General features: G+C 72.1%; 20 protein-coding genes and 1 pseudogene. 13 read left to right on the top strand and 8 right to left on the bottom strand.

The window, feature by feature from the left end:
• The first annotated feature begins 1 nt into the window (after nucleotide 1).
• The 3 genes from AB0368_RS25625 to AB0368_RS25615 all read left to right on the top strand — a co-directional run bounded on the left by AB0368_RS25625 (nucleotide 2) and on the right by AB0368_RS25615 (nucleotide 2011).
• Nucleotides 2–577, top strand: a complete 576-nt coding sequence (locus tag AB0368_RS25625; protein WP_366156496.1) for a TIGR03086 family metal-binding protein — start codon at nucleotides 2–4, stop codon at nucleotides 575–577.
• Nucleotides 578–586: 9 nt separating this feature from the next.
• The gene (locus tag AB0368_RS25620) at nucleotides 587–1426 is read left to right on the top strand and encodes an LLM class flavin-dependent oxidoreductase (RefSeq protein WP_366156495.1); all 840 of its coding nucleotides are present in this window, start codon (nucleotides 587–589) and stop codon (nucleotides 1424–1426) included.
• A 63-nt stretch (nucleotides 1427–1489) separates the two neighbouring features.
• Nucleotides 1490–2011: a carboxymuconolactone decarboxylase gene (locus tag AB0368_RS25615; protein ID WP_366156494.1), complete on the top strand. Its 522-nt coding sequence runs from the start codon at nucleotides 1490–1492 to the stop codon at nucleotides 2009–2011.
• On the opposite strand, the gene AB0368_RS25610 is transcribed toward AB0368_RS25615, so the two are convergent.
• The 5 genes from AB0368_RS25610 to AB0368_RS25590 form a co-directional block, all read right to left on the bottom strand.
• Nucleotides 1998–2372 carry an MmcQ/YjbR family DNA-binding protein gene (locus AB0368_RS25610; RefSeq protein WP_366156493.1) on the bottom strand — a complete coding sequence of 125 codons (375 nt, stop codon included), beginning with the start codon at nucleotides 2370–2372 and terminating at the stop codon, nucleotides 1998–2000. The genes AB0368_RS25615 and AB0368_RS25610 overlap by 14 nt on opposite strands.
• A 38-nt stretch (nucleotides 2373–2410) precedes the next feature.
• On the bottom strand, nucleotides 2411–2884 hold the full coding sequence (locus tag AB0368_RS25605; RefSeq protein WP_366156492.1) for a hypothetical protein: 474 nt from the start codon (nucleotides 2882–2884) through the stop codon (nucleotides 2411–2413).
• A gap of 97 nt (nucleotides 2885–2981) precedes the next feature.
• Nucleotides 2982–3953 carry a non-homologous end-joining DNA ligase gene (ligD, locus tag AB0368_RS25600; protein WP_366156491.1) on the bottom strand — a complete coding sequence of 324 codons (972 nt, stop codon included), beginning with the start codon at nucleotides 3951–3953 and terminating at the stop codon, nucleotides 2982–2984.
• Between the two features lie 4 nt (nucleotides 3954–3957).
• Nucleotides 3958–4311, bottom strand: coding sequence for a hypothetical protein (locus AB0368_RS25595; protein ID WP_366156490.1), 354 nt, complete (start codon nucleotides 4309–4311; stop codon nucleotides 3958–3960).
• 45 nt (nucleotides 4312–4356) lie between these two features.
• Nucleotides 4357–5409 carry a LacI family DNA-binding transcriptional regulator gene (locus AB0368_RS25590; RefSeq protein ID WP_366156489.1) on the bottom strand — a complete coding sequence of 351 codons (1053 nt, stop codon included), beginning with the start codon at nucleotides 5407–5409 and terminating at the stop codon, nucleotides 4357–4359.
• 116 nt (nucleotides 5410–5525) lie between these two features.
• On the opposite strand from AB0368_RS25590, the gene AB0368_RS25585 reads away from it, so the two are divergent.
• The 9 genes and pseudogenes from AB0368_RS25585 (at nucleotide 5526) to AB0368_RS25545 (ending at nucleotide 16366) form a co-directional block, all read left to right on the top strand.
• Nucleotides 5526–6593: a MerR family transcriptional regulator gene (locus tag AB0368_RS25585; protein WP_366156488.1), complete on the top strand. Its 1068-nt coding sequence runs from the start codon at nucleotides 5526–5528 to the stop codon at nucleotides 6591–6593.
• A gap of 30 nt (nucleotides 6594–6623) precedes the next feature.
• Nucleotides 6624–7481 carry an arginase family protein gene (locus AB0368_RS25580; RefSeq protein ID WP_366156487.1) on the top strand — a complete coding sequence of 286 codons (858 nt, stop codon included), beginning with the start codon at nucleotides 6624–6626 and terminating at the stop codon, nucleotides 7479–7481.
• Nucleotides 7482–7588: 107 nt separating this feature from the next.
• Entirely contained in the window at nucleotides 7589–7822 is a 234-nt protein-coding gene (locus tag AB0368_RS25575) for a hypothetical protein (RefSeq protein ID WP_366156486.1), read from the top strand.
• Between the two features lie 231 nt (nucleotides 7823–8053).
• Nucleotides 8054–9103, top strand: a complete 1050-nt coding sequence (locus tag AB0368_RS25570; RefSeq protein WP_366156485.1) for a histidine kinase — start codon at nucleotides 8054–8056, stop codon at nucleotides 9101–9103.
• Nucleotides 9100–9778, top strand: a pseudogene (locus AB0368_RS25565) (response regulator transcription factor). The gene AB0368_RS25570 and the pseudogene AB0368_RS25565 overlap by 4 nt, the downstream one beginning before the upstream one ends.
• A gap of 432 nt (nucleotides 9779–10210) precedes the next feature.
• Nucleotides 10211–14470, top strand: a complete 4260-nt coding sequence (locus tag AB0368_RS25560) for a GH92 family glycosyl hydrolase (protein WP_366156484.1) — start codon at nucleotides 10211–10213, stop codon at nucleotides 14468–14470.
• Between the two features lie 128 nt (nucleotides 14471–14598).
• Nucleotides 14599–15024, top strand: a complete 426-nt coding sequence (locus AB0368_RS25555; protein ID WP_366156483.1) for a PPOX class F420-dependent oxidoreductase — start codon at nucleotides 14599–14601, stop codon at nucleotides 15022–15024.
• An 8-nt stretch (nucleotides 15025–15032) separates the two neighbouring features.
• On the top strand, nucleotides 15033–15827 hold the full coding sequence (locus tag AB0368_RS25550) for a methyltransferase domain-containing protein (RefSeq protein ID WP_366156482.1): 795 nt from the start codon (nucleotides 15033–15035) through the stop codon (nucleotides 15825–15827).
• Nucleotides 15824–16366, top strand: coding sequence for a DUF6886 family protein (locus tag AB0368_RS25545; RefSeq protein WP_366156481.1), 543 nt, complete (start codon nucleotides 15824–15826; stop codon nucleotides 16364–16366). Before AB0368_RS25550 ends, AB0368_RS25545 begins: the two co-directional genes overlap by 4 nt.
• Here AB0368_RS25545 and AB0368_RS25540 read toward each other — a convergent pair.
• The 3 genes from AB0368_RS25540 to AB0368_RS25530 form a co-directional block, all read right to left on the bottom strand.
• Nucleotides 16351–16716, bottom strand: coding sequence for a DUF488 family protein (locus tag AB0368_RS25540; protein ID WP_366156480.1), 366 nt, complete (start codon nucleotides 16714–16716; stop codon nucleotides 16351–16353). The two genes, AB0368_RS25545 and AB0368_RS25540, sit on opposite strands and share 16 nt — an antisense overlap.
• Nucleotides 16713–17096, bottom strand: coding sequence for a hypothetical protein (locus AB0368_RS25535; protein WP_366156479.1), 384 nt, complete (start codon nucleotides 17094–17096; stop codon nucleotides 16713–16715). The genes AB0368_RS25540 and AB0368_RS25535 overlap by 4 nt, the downstream gene beginning before the upstream one ends.
• 110 nt (nucleotides 17097–17206) lie before the next feature.
• Nucleotides 17207–20446, bottom strand: a complete 3240-nt coding sequence (locus AB0368_RS25530) for a GH92 family glycosyl hydrolase (RefSeq protein WP_366156478.1) — start codon at nucleotides 20444–20446, stop codon at nucleotides 17207–17209.
• A 193-nt stretch (nucleotides 20447–20639) separates the two neighbouring features.
• On the opposite strand from AB0368_RS25530, the gene AB0368_RS25525 reads away from it, so the two are divergent.
• The gene (locus AB0368_RS25525; protein ID WP_366156477.1) at nucleotides 20640–23378 is read left to right on the top strand and encodes an EAL domain-containing protein; all 2739 of its coding nucleotides are present in this window, start codon (nucleotides 20640–20642) and stop codon (nucleotides 23376–23378) included.
• Nucleotides 23379–23459 lie beyond the last annotated feature (81 nt).

Genomic DNA, 23459 nt, shown 5'->3' with positions numbered 1-23459 from the left:
CATGCGTACCATTGATCTGCGACCCTTCGACGCCCGCGCGGTCCGGGCGACCGTGACCGTCGTCGCTCAGGTCTCGGCGGCCGACCTTTCGTTGCCCACGCCGTGCTCGGCATGGGACCTCGGCGCGCTGCTCGCCCACATGACCGCCCAGCACCGGGGCTTCGCGGCGGCGGCCGAGGGCAACGGCCGCGACCGGAAGATCTGGGTGCCGGGGCCGCCCGACCTCTCGGTGTACGCGGCCGCCGCCGAGGCCGTGATCAGCGCCTTCGCAGCACCCGGCAGCCTCGACGCCCCGTTCGACCTGCCCGAGATCGGTCCGCGCCCGATACCGGGGCACACGGCGATCGGTTTCCACTTCATCGACTACGTGGTGCACGGCTGGGACGTCGCCCGCACGATCGGCGTGCCGTACGAGCTGGACGACGACCTCCTCGCCGCGGCCCTCCCGATCGCGCAGGCAGTGCCCGGCGGTCAAGCCCGCCTCGCGCCCGGTGCCGCCTTCGCACCCGGCCTCCCGGACCCGGGCAGCGGGCCGCTCGACCGCATCCTCACCCTGCTCGGACGGCGTCCCCGCTAACGTTCCACCATGGCCCCTTCGAACGGCGCCCCGCCCATGCGCTACGGCGTGATCCTTCCCGGCGGCACGGCCCCGGAGCAGCTCGACCAGGCCGTCCTCGCGGAACGCTCGGGCTGGGACGGCGTCTTCGTCTGGGAGGCGGCGTCCGGGGTGGACGCCTGGGGCCTCCTCGCCGCCGTCGCCGCGCGGACGACGCGGATCCGGCTCGGCACCATGCTGACGCCGCTCCCGTGGCGGCGGCCCTGGAAGGTGGCGAGCCAGGTGGCCACCGTCGACCAGCTCTCCGGCGGCCGGGCCGTGCTGGGCATCGGCGTCGGCGCCCTGACCACCGACCTGCCGGAGACCGGGGAGGTCACCGATCTGCGGCAGCGCGCCGCGATGATGGACGACGCCATCGACCTGATGCGTACGGTGTGGGCCGGCGGCACGAGCCACCACGGGCCCCACTACGACTACCGGGTGGACCGCGACGACCTGGCCGAGGTGGGCCGGCCGGTGCAGGAGCGCATTCCGATCTGGGTGGTGGCGGTCTGGCCCCGCCCGAAGTCACTGCGCCGGGTGCTCAAGTGCGACGGCGTCATCCCCGGTCACGGCGGCGGCCCCGAGGAGATGCGGGCGATGCGGGCGTGGTTGACCGAGCGCGGCGCGCCATCCGGCCTGGACATCCTCGCCGAGGGTGAGACGCCGGCCGGCGACCCGGCCGCGGCGTGGGAGCACGTCGAACCCTGGGCGGAGGCGGGCTGCACCTGGTGGATGGAGACCAGGTGGGAGATGCCCCATCACACGCCGGAACGCATGCGGGAGATCCGCCACCGGATCGAGGCCGGCCCGCCACGACGACCCGCATAGCCCGGCGGCCTCGTCGCACGGACGGAGTGGCCCGGCGTCCCGGCCGCGAGGACGATGAGGACCATGCCGCACATCGAGCTTCCCGACCTGCCCGGCATCGTCGGCCCGCTGGCTCGCTACCCGCACACCGGCGGGCCCCTGAACGACCTGGCCGAGGCCCTGCTCCGGGCGCCGTCCCCGCTGACCCCGGGCGAGCGGGAGACCATCGCCGCCCACGTCTCCCGGGGCAACCAGTGCACTTTCTGCACCGGAAGCCACGCCGCGGTCGCGCACCTTCTCCTCGAGGACGAGGGGCGGACGCCGGCCACCGTCGAGAGCGACCCGAAGATGCAAGCGCTGCTCGCCATCGCGGACAAGGTGCGTGTGGACGGCCGCACCGTCACGGCCGCCGACGTCGAGGCCGCGCGGAAGCAGGGCGCCGACGACCGCACCATCCATGACACCGTGCTGATCGCGGCCGCGTTCTGCATGTACAACCGCTACGTCGACGGGCTCGCGACGGTCGCACCGCAGCGTCCGGAGGCCTACGAGGAGCAGGGCCGGCACCTGGCGAAGGACGGCTACCGCCTGATCAGTCCGGCCTGAGCACAGCGGGCCGGTCGGGCAGGCCGGCCACATATGCGGCCGCCACGCGTTTCGGGACGACCATGCGCCACGCGTCGGTGACGAGCTCCTCCATCTCCTCCGGGTCGAGGGCCGACATCCGGGCCTGCACCCACTGGAACCGCATGTCGGATTCGCCCGGCAGGTGGAAGACGTCCGGCCGCGCCTCGACCAGCCCCTGGCGTTCCACCTTGGGAAATCCGAAGCCCATCACCGTCTCGTCCCGGGAGAACGCCACGTAGACGATCTTCCCCACCCGGAACTTCACCCTGTCCCGGATCAGATGCTCCGTCGTCCTGGGCAGCCGGAGCGCCACCGCCCTCACCTGTTCGACCGTCACCATGCCCGGGACGCTAACGCGGGGGTATGACACTCACTCCGTCAGGACGAGCGGGGGCGCGGCACCGAGGGCAGCCTCGTCGTCTGCTGCTCACTCTCGTCGGCCGCCTCGATGTCGCGGACCTTGGCCCGGGCGACGCGGTCGGGCGTGAGGCGATACGTGGGCCCCTGCACCAGCTCGTCCGGCACGAGATGGCGCCCGCCACCCGGCGCAACCTCGCCACCCGGCACCACCTCCCCGCCGGGCACGACCTCGCCGCCCGGCACCACCGGCGTCGTCGTGATCACGGCCGACGTGACGGCCGCCGTACCGCGGACCGCGCGGCGGGGCCCGATCAACCGGGCCGCCATGCTGAACACGCTGCGGGTGGCGGTGTCGTAGCCGTCCCGGTACGCCTCGTCGCGGTCCAGACCGGTCCGGTACCACTGGTGCAGGCGGCCCGCCGCGTACCCGGCACAGGCGGTGAACGAGGCGAGGAGCGTGATCAGGAGGGCGTCGTTTGCCGGGGCGGTCATGAACATGATTCTCGCCAAGGGCATCGACCAGGAGCTATAGCCCGATTGGCGTACCCCGTTCGGTCGACAAGTGCGCCGAATGTGGCGCATCCCGCTGTCAGGGCGACTCGGGCGTTTCCGTCCGCCGCGCCCGCGCCCGGCGCTTGCCCTCGTGCATGGCCGCGACCCGGGCGACCGGGATCGTGTGCCCCTCCTCGACCAGCCCGGCGTCGAGCTTCTGCGGGGCGGGCATCGCCGACGCCCACGGGTCCCCGTCTCCGAGCAGGCCGGGCGCGGTGTGCACGGTGAAGTCCGCGGGCGTGACCCCGTCGAGCTCGTCCCACGCCACCGGGAAGGACACCGGCACCCCGGGCCGTACCCGCGGGCTGTACGCGGCCACCACGCTGGCCCCGCCGGACCGGGTGGCGTCGAGGAAGACCTTGCCGTGGCGGTCCTCACGGATGAACGCGGTCGTGGCCAGGGCCGGGTCGAGCCGTTCGGCGCGGGCCGCCACCGCCCGGGTCGCCGCGGCCACGTCCCAGGTGGCGGCGGTGCCGTCGAGGGGAACGAAGACGTGCACGCCCTTGGACCCGCTCGTCTTCACCGCGCCGTCCATCCCGGCGTCGGCGAGGGCCTGCCGGACCAGCCGGGCGGCCTGCACCGCCAGCGTGAAGGCGCCGCCCTCCGGCGGGTCGAGGTCCATGATGAGGTGGGTCGGGTGGTCGTGGTCGGTGGTCGTCATGAGCGTCGGGTGGTATTCGACCGCGCGCTGGTTGGCGAACCACAGCAGGGTTCTGCGGTCGTTGCAGAGGGCGTACAGGACCTCGCGGTGGGACGCCTCGGCCCAGACCTTGGTGCGGGGCACCCACTCGGGCGTGTACTTCGGCAGGTTCTTCTGCATGAACTTGTCCTGGCCACGCAGCACGCGCACCACCGACAGGGGCCGGTCGCGCAGCACCGGGACGATCCGGTCGCGGACCGCGTCGAGGTAGTCCACCAGGTCGCGCTTGGTCGCGCCGGCGCCGGGAAAGAGCTCCTGGTCGAGGTTGGTCAGGGGTACGCCGTCGCGTTCTTCCTTCTCCGCCGCCATGGCCTCATCCTGCCCGCACCATGCTGATCGCGGGAAGCACCATGACCAGGGTCAGCACGGCGTAACACCCACCGGTGAAATACAGGGCGCTGCGGGTGGCGATGACCGCGCCGACGAACGGGAGCACCACCGCGAGCAGGGCGGCGAGGAACAGCGTGCCGGGCTGCGGCTCGGCGCCCAGGAGCCCCCAACCGAGCAGGAACGGCACGGACACGAGCCAGAGCAGCGTGACGAGCAGGATGTGCAGCGCGGCCTCGGCGCGCCGGGCCGCGGCCCGCCGGTCCTCCCGGACCTCCTGCGCGGTCCGATGCACCATGTTCCCGCGGGTCAGGGGCGACCGCTCGATCTCCAGCGTCACGAGAAGCACTCTAGGGGAGGCGGCGCGCCGTCGCCCGTCGAGCGGTCACTCCTCCGGGGCGGCCGGGGGTCGCTCTCCGCTGCCGCGGGCGATCAGAGTCGTGCCGATCGTCACCGTCCGCGCCGGTCCGGCGAAACCACTGATCCGCTCGTACGCGAGCCGCGCGGCCTCCCGGCCCATGGCGACCGGGTCGTGGGCGACCACCGTCGTGCCGATCACGTCGGCCAGGTCGAAGTCGTCGAAGCCGATGAGGGCGGGGGCGCCGGGGCGCCCGCGCAGCGCCCGCAGCGCGCCGGTCGTGAGCCGGTTGTTCGTGGTGAACAGCGCGGTCGGGGCGGGGTCGAGCGCGAGCAGCTCGCGCACGGTCTCTTCGGCCCGGCCCACGTCGTGCACGTCGGTCCGCAGGTACGGCCGCCACTCGTCGTTCCCGCCCGCCGCCATCGCCTGGACGAACCCGTCGTAGCGGTCGCGCTGCGGCGCCATCCGGGCCAGGTCGGTGACGAGGGCGATGCGCCGGTGGCCGCCGGCGAGCAGATGCGCGCCCGCGGCACGGGCGCCGCCCGCGTTGTCGATGAGCACGGCGTCGGCCGCCGGGCCGTCCGGCGGCCGGTCCAGGAAGACGAACGGGACCCCGTGGTTGGCCTCGGCCGCCAGGTATTCGTGGCGGTCGCCGCTCGGCACCACGAGCAGGGCGCGGACCCGCCGCTGCAGGAACGCGTCGACCAGGGCCCGTTCGAGTTCGGCGTCCTCGTCGTTGTTGGCGGTCAGCAGCTGGAGCCCGTGCTGGCGCAACTCACGCTCGATGCCGCTGGCGACGGCGCTGTAGAACGGGTTGGTCAGGTCCCCGCTGATCAGGCCGACGAGCGCCGAGGTGGCACCGCGGCGCAGCTCCCGCGCGATGCCGTTGAGCCGGTAGCCGAGCACGTCCGCCGCCTCGCGGACACGCCGGCCGGTGGCCTCGGCGACGTTGGGCTCGTCGTTGAGCGCCCGCGACGCGGTCTTGAGGCTCACGCCGGCCATCGCGGCGACCTGGGTCAACGTGGGACGGCGCAGGTTCGCCCCGTCGACAGCGGCGTCGGCGGACCGGGATGCGGACATCGTGCTCCGAGTTCTGCAGAGGTGAAGGACAAAAGTATGACATCGATGTCGGATCGGGCTCACGCCGCGGCGACCGTTTGACCTTCACCCTGGGTGAAGCCCCAAGCTACGTAACCATGTTGACCATCGGCGCCTTCGCGCGTGCCGCCCGGTTGTCGCCGAAGGCGTTACGGCTCTACGACGAGCTGGGGCTGCTGCGCCCGGCGGCCGTTGACGCCGACTCGGGCTACCGCTACTACGACCCGGGCCAGCTCGGCCGGGCCCGCCTGGTCGCCTGGCTGCGCCGCCTCGGCATGCCGCTGGACCGCATCCGCTCGACCTGCGAGCTGTCCGGCGCGGCCGCGGCGAAGGCGGTCACGGCGTACATGGCGGAGCTCGAGGCGGAACTCGAGGCCCGCGGCCGGCTCGCCGGATTCCTCACCGACTACCTCACCGGAAAGGGGACACCCATGTCCGAGCACGCACCCGCCCTGGGTTTGCGATTCGCCGCGCGGTCCGCGATCGGCAAGGTCCGCGAGACAGACCAGGACTTCGCGTACGCCGGAAGCACCCTGCTCGCCGTCGCGGATGGCGCCGGGCCGGGCGGTGACCGCGCCGCGGCCGCGGCCGTGGAGGTCTTCCGCGGGCTGACGGGCGGCACCGACCTGCTCCGCCCTCTGGAAGGCGGCACCGATCTGCTTCGCGCGCTGGAAGGTGGTGTCCGTGACGCGGAGCGAGCCGTGCGGGCGCTGCCTTCCGCGGGCGAGGAGCGCCCGATCACCACCCTGACCGCCCTGGTGTGGTCGGGTTCGCGGATCGGTGTGGCGCACGTCGGCGACAGCCGGGCGTACCTGCTGCGGGGCGGCGAGCTGTCCCGCCTCACCGACGACCACACGTACGTGCAGCAGCTGGTCGATGCCGGCGAGCTCGCCGCCGCGGACCTGCCGGCGCATCCCCAGCGGCCGCTCCTGGTCCGGGCGCTGGGCGCCGGCGGCGAGGCGGACCTCTCGCTGCGGACGGCACTGCCGGGCGACCGGTACCTGCTCTGCACGGACGGTGTGTGGACCACCGTGCCCGACCTAGCCGGGGCGCTGCGTGCGGGAGCGGATCCGGAGGCGACGGTGACCCGGCTGGTCGACGAGGCGTACGCCGCCGGCGCCCCCGACAACGTGGCCTGCGTGGTCGCCGACGTCGTGCCGGTGTGATTCCCGCGGCCCATCAGGCAGCATGGGCGCATGGTTCCCCGGTGGAGTGTGATCGGCGCGCCGTCGAGTGCCGGCGCGCACACGCCCGGTGTGGAGCGGGCCCCCGCGGCGTTGCGCGCGGCGGGCCTGCTGTCCGCGCTCGACGACCGCGGCCTGCTGGTGCACGATCTCGGCGACGTACCGGGGTTCCGCTGGCGTCCCGACCCGTCACGCCCCACGGCGCAGAACGCCGCCGCAGTGGCCCGGGTGGCGACCGACGTGGCCAAGGTCGTCGCGGCGGCGCCGGGCGTCCCGCTGGTGCTCGGCGGCGACTGCACCGTCACGCTGGGCCTCGTGGCGGCCACCGGGAGCCCGGCCCTGATCTACATCGCCGGCGGCCCGGACCTCCACACCCCCGACACCCGCCCGCACGGCAACCTCGACGCGATGGTCCTGGCCCACCTGGTCGGGCTGCCGGGCTGCGACCCGCTGGTGGCGTCGATCGCCTCGCTGCCACCCCAGCGCGTGGTCGCGTACGGCTTCGACCTGCCGCCGGGCGACCCGCAGCGGATCCTGGTGGACCGCCTGCCCATGACGTACGTGCCGGGCAACGAGGTCCGTACCGGCCCGGCGAAGGCGGCGGCCCGGGCCCGGTTCACCGCGGAGGCCCTGGCGCCGAGCTTCGTGGTGCACGTCGACGTCGACGTGCTGGCGTTCGCGCAAGCGCCGTTCGCCGACGTGCCGGAGCCGGCGGGGCTGACCCTCCAGGAACTGGTGGAGACCCTGTCGGTACTGGTGGCCAGCCCCCAGTTCGCCGGCATGACGCTGACCGAGGTGAACCCCGACCACGTCCCGCCGGAGGTCGGCCTCACGCCGCTCGTGGACGCCGTCGCCACGGCCCTCGGTTAGGCGCCGGCGTACACCGATCGGCGTAGTCCCGTACCCGGAAAGAGCAGACGGCAGAGACGCCTGCGGGACGACGCGCAACGGCCTTGTCCGCGCCTAGCTTGCGAGGCATGCGAACTCTTGTCGTGATGCTGCGCCTGGCCACCGCCACGGCGCTCGGCCTGCTCGCCCTGCTCACCGTCGCCCGGCTCGGCGTGCTGACCGGTCCGTGCCTCGGCATCGACCCCTGTGAGACGCTCCCCTCGACGGGCGCCCGCATCATGCTGTGGACGGCCGCGGGCTGGCTCACCTTCGCCGCCCTGCGGCTCGGCGGCGCGGCGCGGGCCGCGACGGGTGGGAGGTGAACGTCGTGCGCGGATCCATGCTGTGGCTTGCCGCCGGGCTCACCCTGATCGGGGTGCCGGCCGGCCTGGCCCTCACCGGCGGGAACGTCGACACCGCGGTGACCGGGGCGCTGGCCTGGACCCTGGCGTTGCTGACGCTGCTGCTCCGGCGGTGGCCGGTGACGGTGCTCATCGTCTCGGTCTGCTGGGTCGCCCGCCCTGCGAGGCGCGGACCTCATCGGGGCGGGCTGGGTGTGGCCGGCGACCGCCGCCTTCGTCGCGGTCGTACTGGCCGGGCGGGTGCGCACGGCCGTCGTCACCGGCACGCTGGTCCTCTGGTACGGCTTCATCTGGGACTACTTCGTCGAGACGTCCACATTCGACCACGCGATCGGCCGGGTCGGCGGCGAAGCGTTGTGGCTGGCGGCGGTGGTGGGGCTGGCGCACGCGTACCGCAGCACCCGCCGCTGGCAGGACGAGGTCGCCGCACGGCTGCGCCAGTCACTCGAACAGCAGGAACTCGAGGCCCGCCGGCGCCGCGCGGAGGAGCGCGTCGACATCGCCCGGGACCTGCACGACGTCGTGTCGCACACACTCGCCGTGGTGGGCGTGCACCTCAACGTGGCGCTGGACGCGTTCGACGAGGAGCCGGACGAGGCGCGGGACGCCGTACGCCTCGCCCAGGACGTACGGGGACGCGCGATGACCGACCTCCGGGCGCTGGTGGACGTGCTGCGCTTCGACGGCGGGGAGCCGGCGCCTGGTTTGGACCGCATTGACGACCTGGTGGGACGGGTACGCTCCGCCGGCATCGACGTCCGCCTCACGGAACACGGCGACCGGGTCTCGGTGCCGGCACCGGTGGCGACGGCCGTCCACCGGGTCGTCCAGGAGGCGTTGACCAACACCGTCCGCCATTCAGGGGCCACGCAGGTGGCCGTGATGCTGAGGTACGGGGCGGGTGAGGTGGTGGTGGAGGTCGTGGATGACGGCAGGGGCGGGGAGGCTACGGAGGGGCACGGCATCGTGGGCATGCGGGAACGGGTGACCGCGCTCGGGGGAACCCTGTCCGCCGGCCCTCTCTCCACCGGTCCTCTCTCCGCCAGCCCTTTGTCCGCCGACACCCCGTCCGCCAGCCCCCTCTCCACCGGCCCGCTGTCCGCCGACACCCCGTCCGCCAGCCCCCTCTCCGCCGACACCCTCTCCGCCGGCCTCCTGACCGACGGCTCTCTGGCCGACGGCCTCGAGGCGCGCGGCGGGTTTGCGGTCCGCGCGACGATCCCGGTGGCGGCCCGGCCGTGACCGTCTCCGTCCTGCTCGCCGACGACCAGCACCTGGTCCGTGCCGGGTTCCGCAGCCTGCTGAAGCGGGACAAGGGCATCGTGGTGGCGGGGGAGGCGGCCACCGGCGACGAGGCGGTCCGCACGGCCCGCGCCCTGCGGCCGGACGTGGTGCTGATGGACATCCGCATGCCCGGGCTGGACGGCATCGAGGCCACCCGGCGGATCGTGGCCGATCCGCAGCTGCCGCATTGCCGGGTGGTCATCCTATTGCCGGGTGGTCATCCTGACCACGTTCGAGACCGACGAGTACGTGTTCGCCGCGCTGGCCGCCGGAGCGAGCGGCTTCCTCACCAAGGAGGTCGAGCCGGAAGGCCTGCGGCACGCCGTCCGCGTCGTCGCCGCCGGGGAGGCGCTGCTCTCCCCCAGCGTCACCCGGCGCGTGGTGACCCGGTTCGCGCACCGCCCGGCGCCGGCACCCGCCGGCGGGGAGCGCCTGGCCGTGCTGACCGCTCGGGAGCGGGAGATCGTCCGGCTGGTCGCCACCGGCCTGTCGAACGAGGACATCGCCCGGACGCTGGTGATCAGCCCGCTGACGGCCAAGACGCACATCACCCGGGCGATCGCGAAGCTCGGCGTCCGGGACCGGATCCAGCTGGTGATCGTCGCGTACGAGGAGGGCCTGGTCGGGCGCTGACCCGCACCGGCAGGTCGCAATCCCTCGACCATCGGACCCAGCCCGTGTCGCGTGCCACCCGATCCTGGGGGCGATCCGGCCCCGCCTCGGCGGCCCGCGGCACGGCGCACGGCGGCCTGATGGCCGGCGAGACGGCGGGCCGATGGACGAACTCGGGCCGAAGGCGGCGAAGCGGGACGGCGGACGACGGCGCACGGCACGGCCAGACGGCGGCACAGCGGAGCGGGGCGGAGCGGGGCGGCACGAAGTCGGGGTGGACGCCCTCGTAGGGCTGCGCCTCGGGGAAGGGGGCGGCCGAGCGGGGCGGAGACGCGGCGGAGAGGCGGCGAATGACATCGATGTCAGGGAAGCCTTGCGGATCGATGCAGTTGCACGTGACGATGTGTCGCGGATGTTCCGAGCCCACTTCCCCCACCCTGCGAAGGAGACGGCATGCACCGGCCACGATGGGGTGTCGCCCTGTTATCCGTGAGCCTGATAGCGGCGGCCGCGGCCGTCGCCACAGGCGGCGCGGCCCAAGCGGCGGCCGCCGCCTCGTTCCGGTCGTCCTTCGAGGCCGACGACCCGCAGCCGGCCTGGACCGACTCGGTGGAGGGCGACCGCACCAGCGGCGTCGACGGCACCGTGGTCGTCGGCATGCCGGGCAGCTTGCGCCAGCACGTCACCGCGATCGCGGCGAACGCCGAGCCGAATCCCAACGAGGGGGTGACCAACCTCAACGACGGTGACGCTGCCACGAAGTGGCTCGTCGACACCCCGACCAGCTGGGCCCGCTACACCCTCGACGCCCCTGCCACGGTGGTGAAGTACGCCCTCACCTCCGCCAACGACGCCCCCGAGCGGGATCCGCGGGACTGGACGCTGGAGGGTTCTGCCGACGGCACGGACTGGACCACGGTCGACACGCAGACCGGGCAGACGTTCGATCAGCGGTTCCAGACGAAGACCTACACGGTGGCGCACCCGGCGTCGTTCCCGATCTATCGCCTGAGCATCAGCGGCCACCCGTCGGGCAACCTCACCCAGCTCGCGGACCTCGAGCTCGCCGACGCCAACGTCACCACGCCGCCCGCCGGGCCCATGCAGAGCCGGGTCGGCAACGGTCCGGCCAGCTCCCCCACGGCCAAGGCGGGCGTGGGCTACACCGGGCTCAAGGCGTTCCAGATCGCCGGGCGGCACACCGCCGAGGGCCACGGGTACTCGTACAACAAAGTCTTCGACGTCGACGTGGCGGTCACCGGGGACACCGAGCTGTCGTACCTGGTGCTGCCCGAGTTCAACCGCGACGACCTGAGCAACCCGGCCACGTACACGGCGGTGGACCTGGCGTTCACCGACGGCACGTACCTGTCGGATCTCAAGGCCGTGGACCAGCACGGCGTGGTGGTCAGCCCCGCAGCGCAGGGCGCATCGAAGACGCTTTACACCGCGCAGTGGAACAAGCGGACCGCGCGGATCGGCGCTGTCGCCGAGGGCAAGACCATCGACCGGATCCTGGTCGGCTACGACAAGCCGGGCGGCCCGACGAGCTTCCGCGCCTGGTTCGACGACATCACCATCGCTCCGGTGGCGCCCGCGCGACCCAAGGCCCACCTCTCCGACTACGCCGAGACGCGGCGCGGCACCCAGTCCTCGAGCGAGTTCTCCCGCGGCAACAACTACCCGGCGACCGCGGTGCCGCACGGCTTCAACTTCTGGACCCCGGTGACCAACGCCGGCTCCACGTCGTGGCTGTACGAATACCACCGGCAGAACAACGCGGCCAACCGCCCGGCGCTGCAGGCGTTCTCGACGAGCCACGAGCCCAGTCCGTGGATGGGTGACCGGCAGACGTTCCAGGTCATGCCCTCCGCCGCCACCGGCACGCCCGACGCCAACCGCGCCAACAGGGCGCTCGCCTTCGGGCACGAGAACGAGATCGCGAAGCCGTACTACTACGGCGTCACGTTCGACAACGGCATCAAGACGGAGCTCGCGCCCACCGATCACGCGGCGCTGTTCCATTTCACGTTCACCGGGGACAGCTCGAACCTCGTCTTCGACAACGTCGACAGCCGGTCGGGCCTGACCATCGACGCAGCCACCCGTACGATCACCGGCTGGTCGGACATCAACAGCGGCGGGCTCTCCGCCGGCTGGACCCGGATGTTCCTCTACGCCACCATCGACGCCCCGATCAGCGCGAGCGGCATGCTGCCCACCGGCAACCGCCCGTCGACCGGATACGTCAAGGTCGACACCGCGCAGGACAAGACGGTGACGCTGCGCATGGCGACGTCGCTGATCAGCGTCGACCAGGCCAAGCACAACCTCGACCTGGAGCTGCCCGGCGACGCCACCCTCGCGTCGGTCCGGGACAAGGCGCAGGCCGCCTGGGACGCCAAGCTGGGCACGGTCGAGGTGGAGGGCGCGTCCGAGGACCAGCTCGTCACTCTCTACTCCAACATGTACCGGCTGTTCCTCTACCCCAACTCGGCCTACGAGAACACCGGCACCGCAGAGAACCCCGCCTACAAGCACACCGTCCAGTCGGCCGTCACCAGCCCGCCCAGCTCGCCGACGGAGACCGGCGCGCCGGTCAAGGACGGCAAGGTGTACGTCAACAACGGCTTCTGGGACACCTACCGCACCACGTGGCCGGCGTACTCGCTGCTGACCCCGGACGCGGCCGGTGAGATGGTCAACGGCTTCGTCCAGCAGTACAAGGACGGCGGCTGGATCTCCCGGTGGTCGTCGCCCGGGTACGCCAACCTGATGGTGGGCACCAGCTCCGACGTCGCGTTCGCCGACGCGTACCTGAAGGGCGTACCGGACATCGACGCCGAGTCGGCCTACCAGGCCGCGGTGAAGAACGCGACCGTGACCCCGCCGAACCAGAACGTGGGCCGCAAGGGCCTGGCGACGTCGATCTTCAAGGGCTACACCCCGAGCGACGTCACCGGCGAGGCCATGTCGTGGGCCATGGACGGCTACATCAACGACTTCGGCATCGCCAACATGGCCGCGGCGCTGGCGAAGAAGGGCGGACCCAAAGCGGAGGAGTACGCCGAGCAGGCCGAGTACTTCCGCAACCGGGCCCTGAACTACGTGAACATGTTCGACCCGTCGGTGGACTTCTTCCAGGGCAAGGACTCCGCCGGCAACTGGCGCAACCCGCCGTCGGCCTACGACCCGCGGGTCTGGGGTTACGACTACACCGAGACCGACGGCTGGAACATGGCGTTCCACGTGCCGCAGGACGGTCAGGGCCTGGCCAACCTCTACGGCGGCAAGGACAAGCTCGCGAAGAAGCTCGACACGTTCTTCGCCACGCCGGAGACGGCCGGCTTCCCCGGCTCGTACGGCGGCACGATCCACGAGATGCTCGAGGCCCGCGACGTCCGGATGGGTCAGTGGGGCTTCAGCAACCAGCCGTCGCACCACATCCCCTACATGTACGACTACGCGGGTCAGCCGGCCAAGGCCCAGAAGATCGTCCGCGAGGCGCTGTCCCGGCTCTACCTGGGCAGCGAGATCGGGCAGGGCTACCCCGGCGACGAGGACAACGGCGAGATGAGCGCCTGGTACGTCTTCAGCTCGCTCGGCTTCTACCCGTTGCAGATGGGAAGCCCGGCCTACGCGATCGGGTCCCCGCTCTTCACCAAGGCGACGATCAACCTGCCCGGCGGCAAGAAGATCGTGATCAACGCCCCGGGCAACAGCGCGAAGAACGTCTACGTGCAGTCGCTGAAGGTCAACGGGAAGGCCTACACGTCGACGTCGCTGCCGCACTCGCTGCTCGCCGGCGGCGCGGTCCTGGACTTCGCCATGGGTCCGGAACCGTCCTCCTGGGGCACGAGTGCCGACGCGGCACCGCCGTCGATCACCACCGGTGACGCGGTGCCGAGCCCGCTGCGGGATCTGACCGGCCCGGGCAAGGGCACGGCGTCCGACCCGGCGCTGGTCGACGACACCTCCAACACCCGCGCGCCCGCGTCGTCGTGGCACTACCAGTTCGCGAGCGGCGGCGAGCAGGCCGACTACTACACCCTCACCTCGGGTGCGGTGGCCGGCGACCCGAAAGCGTGGAAGCTCTCCGGCTCCTACGACGGCACGACCTGGACGACGATCGACGAGCGCACGAACCAGACGTTCGACTGGCGACTGCAGACGAAGCCTTACAAGATCGCCAAGCCGGGCCGCTATGCGCACTACAAGCTGGACGTCACGGCGAACACCGGCGAGGCGAGCACCACGCTGGCCGAGATCGAACTGCTCGGCAAGCCGGCCCCGGCCTGCACCACCACGATCGCCGACAAGGTGGTCGGCGCGGTCTCGGTGAAGTCGGGCGTCACCTGCATCAAGGAGGGGGCGACCGTGACCGGCCTGGTGACGGTCTCCAAGGGCGCCTCGCTCTATGTCTCCGGGGCGACCCTGCGCGCGGCGGTCACCGCGACCGGCGCGGGCACGGTGTCGCTGCTGCACGCCACGGTCAACGGCCCGGTCACGGTGACCGGCTCGGGCCCGGTCCTGCTGGAGGGGTCCACCATCAAGGGCCCTGTGACGCTGCTGAACAACCGCACGGCGACCGTCGTGGCGGCCGACACAGTGAACGGTCCGCTCACCTGCTCCGGCAACCAGCCGGCGCCGGTGAACAACGGACTGCACACCACCGGCACCGGGGTTCGCCTGGGCCAGTGCGCCAGGATCTGACGGCGATTCGAACATGGGTTCGATTCTATGAATGATCCAAGCGGGTGATTCTTACGATCCGCTGACCGATGAGCGCCGCGGTCCCCGCCGGGACCGCGGCGTTCCCTTCGTGAACCTAGGGTGGAGACATGTCCGACGATGATCTGTGGGCCGCCGTCGTCGCGGCCGACCTGTGCACTCTCGCCACGATCAAGAAGGACGGGCGGCCCCAGCTGTCCGACGTCAACTACACGGCCGACCCGGCGACCCGGGTCCTGCGCACCTCCACCCGCGCCTCCCTCGCCAAGGTTCACAACCTGCGCCGCGACCCCCGCGCGACGCTGCGGGTCGGTCCGCCGGGCGGCGGCTACGTCATCGCTGAGGCAACGGCGTCGTTCTCGCCGGCCGCAGCGGACGAGCACGACGCCACGGTCGAGGAGCTCATCGAGGTCTACCGCCTCATCGGCGGGAAGGAGCACCCGGACTGGGCCGACTACCGCCGGGCGATGGTGGCCGACGGGCGGGTGGTGCTGAGGCTGGAAGTCGAGCGCCTCTACGGCTGGCTGATGCCCTGACCCCGCCCATGACCGAAGACTCCGGCTACCTGCTGAACAACAACCAGGCCGAAGCGGGAACCCGCTTCGACGCCCTGGCGAGGCTGTTCGACCCCGCCACCTTCCGGCACATCGACGCGCTCGGCATCGCCGGCGGCTGGCGATGCTGGGAGGTCGGCGCCGGCGGCCCCAGCGTGCCGTCCTGGCTGGCGGCGCGCGTCGGTCCGGCGGGACAGGTCGTTGCCACCGACATCGACGTGTCATGGCTGACAGCCGCCGCCGGCGGCTTCGAGGTCCGCCGCCACGACGTCGGCGCCGATCCCCCGCCGGGCGGCGGCTTCGACCTGGTGCACGCCCGCCTCGTCCTGGTCCACGTGCCCCAGCGCGCCCAGGCACTGGCGGCGATGGTCTCAGCGTTGCGACCGGGCGGCCGGCTGCTGGTGGAGGAGGCCGACCCGATGATGCAGCCGCTGGTCTGCCCCGACGAGTCCGGCCGGCCCCAGCAGCTGGCCAACAAGCTCAAGCGGGACTTCCGCACGCTGATGGCCCAGCGCGGTGTGGACCTGGCCTACGGCCGCACGTTGCCCCGGATGCTGCGGGAGGCGGAACTCGTCGACGTCGAGGCCGACGCCTTCTTCCCGATCACCGGTCCGGCCTGCAACCTGCTCGAAGAGGCCACAGTGCACCAGATCCGGGACCGGCTGGTCGCGGCGGAGCTGGCCACGAACGAGGAGATCGATGAGCATCTCGGCAACGTCGCGGCGGGAATCCTGGACCTCGCCACCTCTCCGATGATCGCGGCCTGGGGCCGCAAACCGGAATGACGAGGCCGCCCGGCCGGCCGGCAGCCCCGAGCCGGCCCCGGCTGTACCACGTCAGCGAGGACGGTCCGCTCACGATCATGAGCCCGCGCCCGTCACCGCCCGGGACACCGTACGAGGGACGCGAGTGGGTCTGGGCCGTCGACGAGAGGCGCCTGCCGCACTATCTCGTGCCGCGGCAGTGTCCCCGGGTGTGCTGGGCCACTCCGGCGGGCAGCCGAGGGGTGCTCAGCTCGCCTGCCGCCCGCGTCGTGGTCGTCGAGCACGCGTGGGCGAATCGCCTGGTCGCCGCCGGACTCAAGGTGCACGATCTCGAACCGCACGGGTTCACGCTGCTCGATGCCACCGCCGGCTACTGGGTGACTGGGCAGAGAGTGCGAGTGCATGGCGTGCGTCAGGTCGACGACTGCTTCACCGCGCTGGCAGAGCACGATGTGGAGTTACGCCTGACGCCGTCCCTGTGGCCCTACGTCGACGCGGTCGTCGCGGCCTCGGTCGAGTTCAGCAACATCCGGATGCGCAACGCTCAACCACGGCCGTGATCCGGAGCGAGCAGGAATCGGGCCAGCACCGCGGCGTGGTTGCGGTCGGGCGCGGCGCGGGCGGCGTACAGCAAAGTCACCACCGGATGCCGCGCACCGATCTCCCGCAGCTCGTCCACCGCCGGGTTGTCCGAGAGCTCGGCCTCGTAGCGGGCGGCGAACTCGTCGAAGCGCCCGGGCTCGGCGTGGAACCACGTCCGCAGGTCGGTGCTCGGCGCGACCTCCTTCAGCCACAGGTCCAGTCGGGCCCGTTGCCGGGAGACGCCGCGCGGCCAGAGGCGGTCGACCAGCACCCGGAAACCGTCCTCCGGGGACGGCTCCTCATGGACGCGCTTGACCGCGAACGTCATCGGCGGCCCCCCACGGATTCCTGGAGCAGGGTCTGCAGGGCGTCGCAGCAGCGGAGCAGCCGGCCGGCGATCTCGTTGTACATCTCGGGGTCGCGGCGGCCGCCGTCCTCGCGCCAGAGCGCGCGCAGGGCGGCCTGGCTCAGGGCGAGCTGGGTGGCGGCGCCCTCGATGTGGGCGATGAACTCGTCCCGGTGCGCCGGCGGGGCGAACTCGGCCGAGCCGCGGGCGGCCCGCAACGGTTCGCCGGGGTGGGCGAAGACCGCCGCGGCGTCGCCTCCGGCCCGGTCGGCGCCGATCCACGCGAGCAGGTGCTCGAGCTCGGTGGCCGCGACGGTCATGCGGCCGATCGCCGTCAGGGTTTCCCCGGCTAGCCTCTGCACGCCCCGACCTTACCGCCCTGGCGTGCCGGGGCCGGTCATGGCGACGCCGAGACGGAGTCCAGCTTGGCGGCGAGCCGGAAGGTGGGCCCGTCGTGACCAGCAGGACAGATCTAGGCCAGTGTCACGGCGTACAGGTGGAACCGGGGGTCGTCCGGCAGCGTGACGGACCGGATCTGCTTGCCCGCGGCGACGGGCAGCGACGCCCCGAACAGGCTCACCGGCGGACCGTCCACTCCCTGCCCCGCCTTGATCCGGTGGGGCATGGACAACACCGCCGTCGTGCCCGGCGCCGGGCTTCCGCACCAGTCGGCGATCGTGAGCGTCGCCGGGGCGGACGTGCCGTCGGTGTAGCCGATGGTCAGGGCCGCGGTCACCGGTCCGTTGTGGGTCGTGGCGATCAGCTTCACCGTGCCGTGGTCGCCGGCCGGCAGCAGCAGGGACTGGCCGCGGGCCTGGACGAAGTTCTTCGCCGTGCCCCTCGGGTCGGGCGCCTCGTAGGTCACGCCGCCCCAAGTCACCGGGCCGGCCGGGGGCAGCAGGTCGCCGTCGTAGCTCCAGCCGCCGCCGTCGAAGTCGCCCTCGGCCGGGGACGCGACGGTGGCCGTACCGTCGATGTTGCGTTCCGCTGTCAGGTCGATCCGGCAGACGTCGCCGTCGGCGACGCAGGTCGTCGGGGGCACGACCGCGATGGTCGCGGTTCGCTTCACCGTGTTCGCTCCGGGGGCGCCGACCTGCACTTCTATCGGGTACGCCCCCACGCCCGTCCCGGCCGGAGCCTGCACGCTGACCGTGGCGGTCGTGCCGATCGGCAGGTGGCGGGTCACCAGGATCTTCGGCAGCCTCGGCGACACCGTCACCTTCCAGCCCGCCGGGGCCGTCGCGGTGACCCTCGGGGCGATCGCGAGCGGTGCCTGGGCGACCACGTCGACCTCGAAGGTCGCCTTCTGGGTGGTGGCCGAGCCGGCGGGGAGGGCGGCGCTCGCCGGGCGAAGGGCCGCGTCGACATGGGTACGGCCGTCCGCGGGAGCCTGGTTCACCGACGGCGGCTGGGCGGCGATCGAGGTGCCCCAGGACGACGGGGTGGTGCTGACGGTGTGGGCGAGGGTGCCGCCCCGGGCGATCTGCGACCAGTCGACCCAGCTCTTGGCCAGGTTCCTGCCGTTCAGCCGGACCCGCTGGATGTAGCGGCTGGTGTCCGAGACGCCCGGGGCGGTGATCGTGAGGGTGCCGCCGCCGGTCCGGACCCTGGCGGCCGGGAACTGCGGGCTGGAGACCGCGAGGAAGTTGGCGCCGCTCATGGTCGGGTAGAGGCCCAGCGACGAGAAGACGTACCAGGCGCTCATCGTGCCGAGGTCGTCGTTGCCCGTCATGCCGTCGGGGCCGGTGGTGAAGAGCGTCATCGCGGCCCGCACGACGGTCGCGGTCTTCGCCGGGTCACCCGCCCAGTGGTACATGTACGGCGCCAGCAGGTCAGGCTCGTTGTTGGGGTTGTACGTGGCCTTGGCGTAGTAGTCGTACGGGCTGGCGATCCAGTCGGTGCGCGCGGTGCCCGCCGGGTCGGTGAGCAGCTTGTCGTAGACGAAGAAGTCGTCGAGCCGCTTCTCCGTGGCCGCCCGGCCGCCCATCAGCGTCACGAGCCCGGCCGGGTCCTGCGGCACCAGCCACTGGTACTGGTACGCCCCGCCCTCGTGGAACTGCTCCCCCGCCGCGACCGGGTCGTACGGCGTCAGCCACGTCCCGTCGACGGTCCGCGGCCGGAACTGCTTGATCGACGAGTCCCACAGGTTGCGGTACCACTGGCCGCGCCCGGCGAACAGGGTCGCGTCGCCCGTCTTGCCGAGTCCCTGTGCCATCAGGGCGAGGGCGGCGTCGGCGGCGGCGTACTCGAGGGTCGCGGACGCGGGGTGGTTGCAGTCGTTGTCGCCGCCCTTGTGCACGCAGTCCTTGCCCAGCACCAGCCCGGACGGGATGTAGCCCCGGTCGGCGTAGTAGTCCTGCCCGGTGCGCCCGTTGTACGGCGACTCCGCCGGCGGCTGGGCGGTGGCGTTCTTGCGCAGGAGCGCGTACGCCTCCTCCTCGTGCCCGGCGAGCAGACCCTTCGACCAGGCCTCGACCAGGAACGGGGTGACCGGGTCGCCGGTCATGATGTTGGTCTCGCTGTTCGCGAGGGCCCAGCGGGGCAGCCATCCGCCGTCGCGCCCGATCGCGACGACCGAGAGCGCGACATCGCGGGCGACGTCCGGCGCCAGCAGCTCCAGGAGCTGGTTCTGCGGCCGGTACGTGTCCCACAGCGAGAAGTTCTGGTACGGCGTGTAGCCGTCGGCGGCGTGCACCCGCCGGTCGAAGCCGACGTACCGGCCGTCGACGTCGCCGGCCAGGTTCGGGTGCAACAGGGAGTGGTAGAGCGCAGTGTAGAACGCGCTGCGCCGGTCGGCCGGGCCGCCGTCGATCTCGATGCGGCCGAGCTCGTCCACCCACGTGTCGCGCAGCTTCGCGCGGGTGGCGTCGAAGTCGTACGAGTCGCCGGTCTCGGCGGCCAGGTTGCGGCGGGCGCCGTCGGCACCGGTGTAGGAGAGCGCCACCTTGACCACCACGTCGCGGTCGGCCGTCGCGTCGAAGGTGACGTAGGCGCCGTTGCCGCCGCTGCCCGCCGCGTCGCGCGAGTCCTTGGTGATCGCCGAGCCGCGCCAGGTGCCGAAGGCGGTGAACGGGCGGTCGAAGGTGGCGGTGAAGTAGACGGTGTGGTCGTCCTTCCCGGCGCAGAAGTTGCCCGCGTGGACGCGGCCCTCGACCGTACGGTCACCGACGACGTGGATCTCGGAGTCGAAGACGGACTGGTTGGCCTTGCCGGTGTTGAACAGCACGTTGGCGGCGGCCGTGGCCGGGAACGTGTAGCGCTGCCAGCCGGTGCGCGGGGTGGCGGTCAGCTCGGCCCGGGTCTGGTACTTCGACAGGCCCACCCGGTAGTAGCCCGGCGACGCCTCCTCGTCGGCGTGCGAGTACGGCGACCGGTAGGCGTTGGGGTCGACCGTGCTCACCTCGCCGGTGGTGGGCATCATGGGCAGCTCGCCGGCCACCCCGCAGCCGACGCCGGAGAGGTGGGTCTGGCTGAAGCCGTAGATGCTGGTCTGCTGGTAGTCGTAGCCGCCCTGTCCGCCGGTGTCGGGGCTGACCTGGACCATGCCGGACGGCGCGCTCGCGCCGGGGAAGGTGTTGCCGAAGTTCTGGGTGCCCACGAAGGGGTGCACGAGGTCGACCGGGGCGGGTTCGGCGGCCGCCGCCGGGCTCGCGTGCAGCACCGCGGCAGCCAGGAGCAGGGCGGTCGAGGCCGCAAGGAACCGACGGGTCATGGAAGAAACCTCCGGTCAACGACGTCATCGTCCCGTGACAACGTTGTCACGTCGCAGAGATCCGTGTCAATGCGCCGCCCGCTGAGCTGTCTCTCGAGCGGCGGAAGTCCTCAAGTTCGGGCACCGGCGACCCGATCACGGCAGACGCGGCCGTCCCACCTCTGGGCCGGCGCTGGCAGACCGGAGACAGCCGATGGCCCCCACCCCGCTGGCGAAGGACGCGCCGCGCCTGTGGGCCCGGCTGTGCATCGCGGTGGCCGTGGTGGTGGCGACGTTCGGCCTGATCCTCAGCACCGGCGTGGGCGGCCCCCACACCGCCGAGACGATCTCCAACCTCGGCCTGTGCGCCTCGGCGGTCTGCGCCGCGATCGTCTGCCTGGTCCGGGCGGCCACCCTGCGGGGACGGACGCGGGCCGGATGGGGACTGATCGGCCTCGGCGTCCTCTCCTGGGGCCTCGGCCAGGCGTACGGCGTCTGGATGTACATCTTCGCCGGTTTCCAGCCGCTGCCTTCGCCGGCGGACATCGGCTACCTCGGCATGGTGGTGCTGGCTCCGGCCGGCCTGCTGGCGCTTCCGGTCGCCAGCCAGGGTGCCGCCAACCGCGCCCGGAGCGTGCTGGACGGCCTGATGGTGGCCGCGGCGCTCATGCTGATCTCGTGGATCTTCGTCGTGGATCCGCTCATCACGGCCGGCAGTGACAGCGCTCTGGCCCTCACCGTGAGCCTCGCCTACCCGCTGGGCGACGTGGTCCTCGTGACGATCGTCGTCTACATGCTGGCCCTGCAGCGCCGCCGCGGGCACAACTTCGCGCACCTCGCGCTGGTCGGTGCCGGCAGCGTGGCATTCGCCGTATCCGACATCATGTACGCCTACCTGCACCTCGTCGATGCCTACGTCGCGGGCGGGGCCACCGACATCGGCTGGTTCGCGGGCTTCTGCCTCATCCTGCTCGCCGCCGCCCGGCCCTTCGCCGGCGGCGGAACCGGCACCGCGGCGCCGGGCGACACCGGGCAGCCCTTCGGGGTGCTGCTGCCCTACGTGGCGGTGCTCGCCGCCCTGGTCACCAGCGTGGTGTGGTTCGCGCGGACCGGGCAGAGCAGCGCGTTCGTCGCGTACGGGTCGTCCGCGCTGATGCTGTTCATGGTCGGCCGCCAACTGCTCACCCTGCTGGAGAACCGCAACCTGACCCGTGGCCTCGAGGCCCGCGTCGCCGAGCGCACCGCCGAGCTGTACGCCAGCGAGCAGCGCTTCCAGGCCCTCGTCCAGCACAGCTCCGACGTGGTGACCGTGGTGGGCATCGACTCCGAGGTGCTGTACCAGAGCGAGTCCGTGCAGCGCGTCTTCGGATTCCCGGCGCACGTGGTCACCGGCCGCCGCCTCACGAGCGTCATCGGCCGGGAGAGTGCCGCGCGCCTCGCCGACGCCCTGCGTTCGGTCAGCGGCCGCCCGTACGCGAGCACGGTCCTGGAACTGACCCTGCGCCACCGCGACCGCCGGCAGCGCCAGGCCGAGATCACCATCACCAACCTGCTCACCGACCCGAACGTCGGCGGTCTGGTGCTGAACACGCGCGATATCAGCGAGCGCAAGGAGCTGCAGGAGCAGCTGGTGCACGAGGCGTACCACGACGCGCTCACCCAGCTCGCCAACCGGGCGCTCTTCCGCGAGCGGGTCGCCGAGGCCCTCGAGAACCGTGGCGCCGACGACGTCACCGTGCTCTTCTTGGACCTCGACGGGTTCAAGGAGGTCAACGACAGCCTCGGCCACCTCGCCGGCGACAAGCTGCTGGTGCAGGTCGCCGACCGGCTGCGCGAGGCGATCCGCGAGGGTGACACCGTGGCCCGCTTCGGCGGCGACGAGTTCGCCGTGCTCATCCGCTCCGAGCTCGGCGCGGGCGACGCCGAAGGCGTGGCGCAGCGCATCGTCGACGCCCTGCACGAGCCGTTCCGCATCGACGAGCGGGAGCTGCACGTACGCGGCAGCATCGGGCTCGCGGCGTACACGGACCTCGGTGGCGACGGGCACGAGGACGCGGCCGAGCAGCTCATGCGCAACGCCGACCTGGCCATGTACCGGGCCAAGACGACCGGCGGTGGCGGCTTCGCGGTCTACGACCCGCAGATGCTGGCCGGCCTCGTCGAGCGCCTCGAGCTCGAGGCCGACCTGCGCCTGGCGCTGACCCGTGGCGAACTCGAAGTGCACTACCAGCCGACGATCGACATGGCGGACAGCCGTGTCGTCGGGTTCGAGGCGCTGGTGCGCTGGCGGCACCCGACCCGCGGATTGATCTCGCCGATGGCGTTCATCCCGCTCGCCGAGGCCACCGGCCTCATCGTGCCGCTGGGCCGCTGGGTGCTCACCGAGGCCTGCCGGCAGACGATGGAGTGGGCCCGGCGCAGCGGGCAGCCGCCCGTGAAGATGGCCGTGAACGTCTCGGTCCGCCAGTTCGACCGCATCGACCTGGCCGCGGTGGTCCGCGAGGTGCTGACCGAGACCGGCATGCCGGCCGACAAGCTCTGCCTCGAGATGACCGAGAGCGTGCTGATGACCGACACCGAGGAGAACCTCGCCCAGCTCGTCAGCCTCAAGGCGCTCGGGGTGACGCTGGCGATCGACGACTTCGGCACCGGCTACTCGTCGCTGGCATACCTGCGCCGCTTCCCGGTGGACACCCTCAAGATCGACCGCTCGTTCGTCGAGCGGCTCGGCGAGCAGGGCGACGACGCGGCCCTGGCCGGCACGATCGTGCAGCTCGGCCAGAGTCTCGGCATGTCCACCGTGGCCGAAGGGATCGAGGAGTACGGCCAGCTCGCCGCCCTCCGCGCGATGGGCTGCACGTTCGCCCAAGGCTTCTACTTCTCCCGCCCGGTACCCGCCGGCGAGGCCGGCCGGCTGCTGCTGGACGGCGCCGGCGTCAGCCCCGCCGCCTGATCCGATCGCCCGGAAATCCGCTCAGGAGCCCTAGCATTGGCCCACTATGAGCGCTCAGCAGAAGCACTCGTACTAACCCGG

Origin of the sequence: Actinoplanes sp. NPDC051475 (genome assembly GCF_040689425.1) — a bacterium.
Lineage (GTDB): Bacteria > Actinomycetota > Actinomycetes > Mycobacteriales > Micromonosporaceae > Actinoplanes.
Note: the sequence above shows the minus strand (reverse complement) of the source record. Positions and strands in the feature narration are given on the sequence as shown.

Bases quoted from the DNA above. Each gene is read 5' to 3' on its own strand.
- AB0368_RS25625 (WP_366156496.1), top strand. From the start codon at position 2: ATGCGTACCATTGATCTGCGACCCTTCGACGCCCGCGCGGTCCGGGCG.
- AB0368_RS25620 (WP_366156495.1), top strand. From the start codon at position 587: ATGGCCCCTTCGAACGGCGCCCCGCCCATGCGCTACGGCGTGATCCTT.
- AB0368_RS25615 (WP_366156494.1), top strand. From the start codon at position 1,490: ATGCCGCACATCGAGCTTCCCGACCTGCCCGGCATCGTCGGCCCGCTG.
- AB0368_RS25610 (WP_366156493.1), bottom strand. From the start codon at position 2,372: ATGGTGACGGTCGAACAGGTGAGGGCGGTGGCGCTCCGGCTGCCCAGG.
- AB0368_RS25605 (WP_366156492.1), bottom strand. From the start codon at position 2,884: ATGACCGCCCCGGCAAACGACGCCCTCCTGATCACGCTCCTCGCCTCG.
- ligD (WP_366156491.1), bottom strand. From the start codon at position 3,953: ATGGCGGCGGAGAAGGAAGAACGCGACGGCGTACCCCTGACCAACCTC.
- AB0368_RS25590 (WP_366156489.1), bottom strand. From the start codon at position 5,409: ATGTCCGCATCCCGGTCCGCCGACGCCGCTGTCGACGGGGCGAACCTG.
- AB0368_RS25585 (WP_366156488.1), top strand. From the start codon at position 5,526: ATGTTGACCATCGGCGCCTTCGCGCGTGCCGCCCGGTTGTCGCCGAAG.
- AB0368_RS25580 (WP_366156487.1), top strand. From the start codon at position 6,624: ATGGTTCCCCGGTGGAGTGTGATCGGCGCGCCGTCGAGTGCCGGCGCG.
- AB0368_RS25575 (WP_366156486.1), top strand. From the start codon at position 7,589: ATGCGAACTCTTGTCGTGATGCTGCGCCTGGCCACCGCCACGGCGCTC.
- AB0368_RS25560 (WP_366156484.1), top strand. From the start codon at position 10,211: ATGCACCGGCCACGATGGGGTGTCGCCCTGTTATCCGTGAGCCTGATA.
- AB0368_RS25555 (WP_366156483.1), top strand. From the start codon at position 14,599: ATGTCCGACGATGATCTGTGGGCCGCCGTCGTCGCGGCCGACCTGTGC.
- AB0368_RS25550 (WP_366156482.1), top strand. From the start codon at position 15,033: ATGACCGAAGACTCCGGCTACCTGCTGAACAACAACCAGGCCGAAGCG.
- AB0368_RS25545 (WP_366156481.1), top strand. From the start codon at position 15,824: ATGACGAGGCCGCCCGGCCGGCCGGCAGCCCCGAGCCGGCCCCGGCTG.
- AB0368_RS25540 (WP_366156480.1), bottom strand. From the start codon at position 16,716: ATGACGTTCGCGGTCAAGCGCGTCCATGAGGAGCCGTCCCCGGAGGAC.
- AB0368_RS25530 (WP_366156478.1), bottom strand. From the start codon at position 20,446: ATGACCCGTCGGTTCCTTGCGGCCTCGACCGCCCTGCTCCTGGCTGCC.
- AB0368_RS25525 (WP_366156477.1), top strand. From the start codon at position 20,640: ATGGCCCCCACCCCGCTGGCGAAGGACGCGCCGCGCCTGTGGGCCCGG.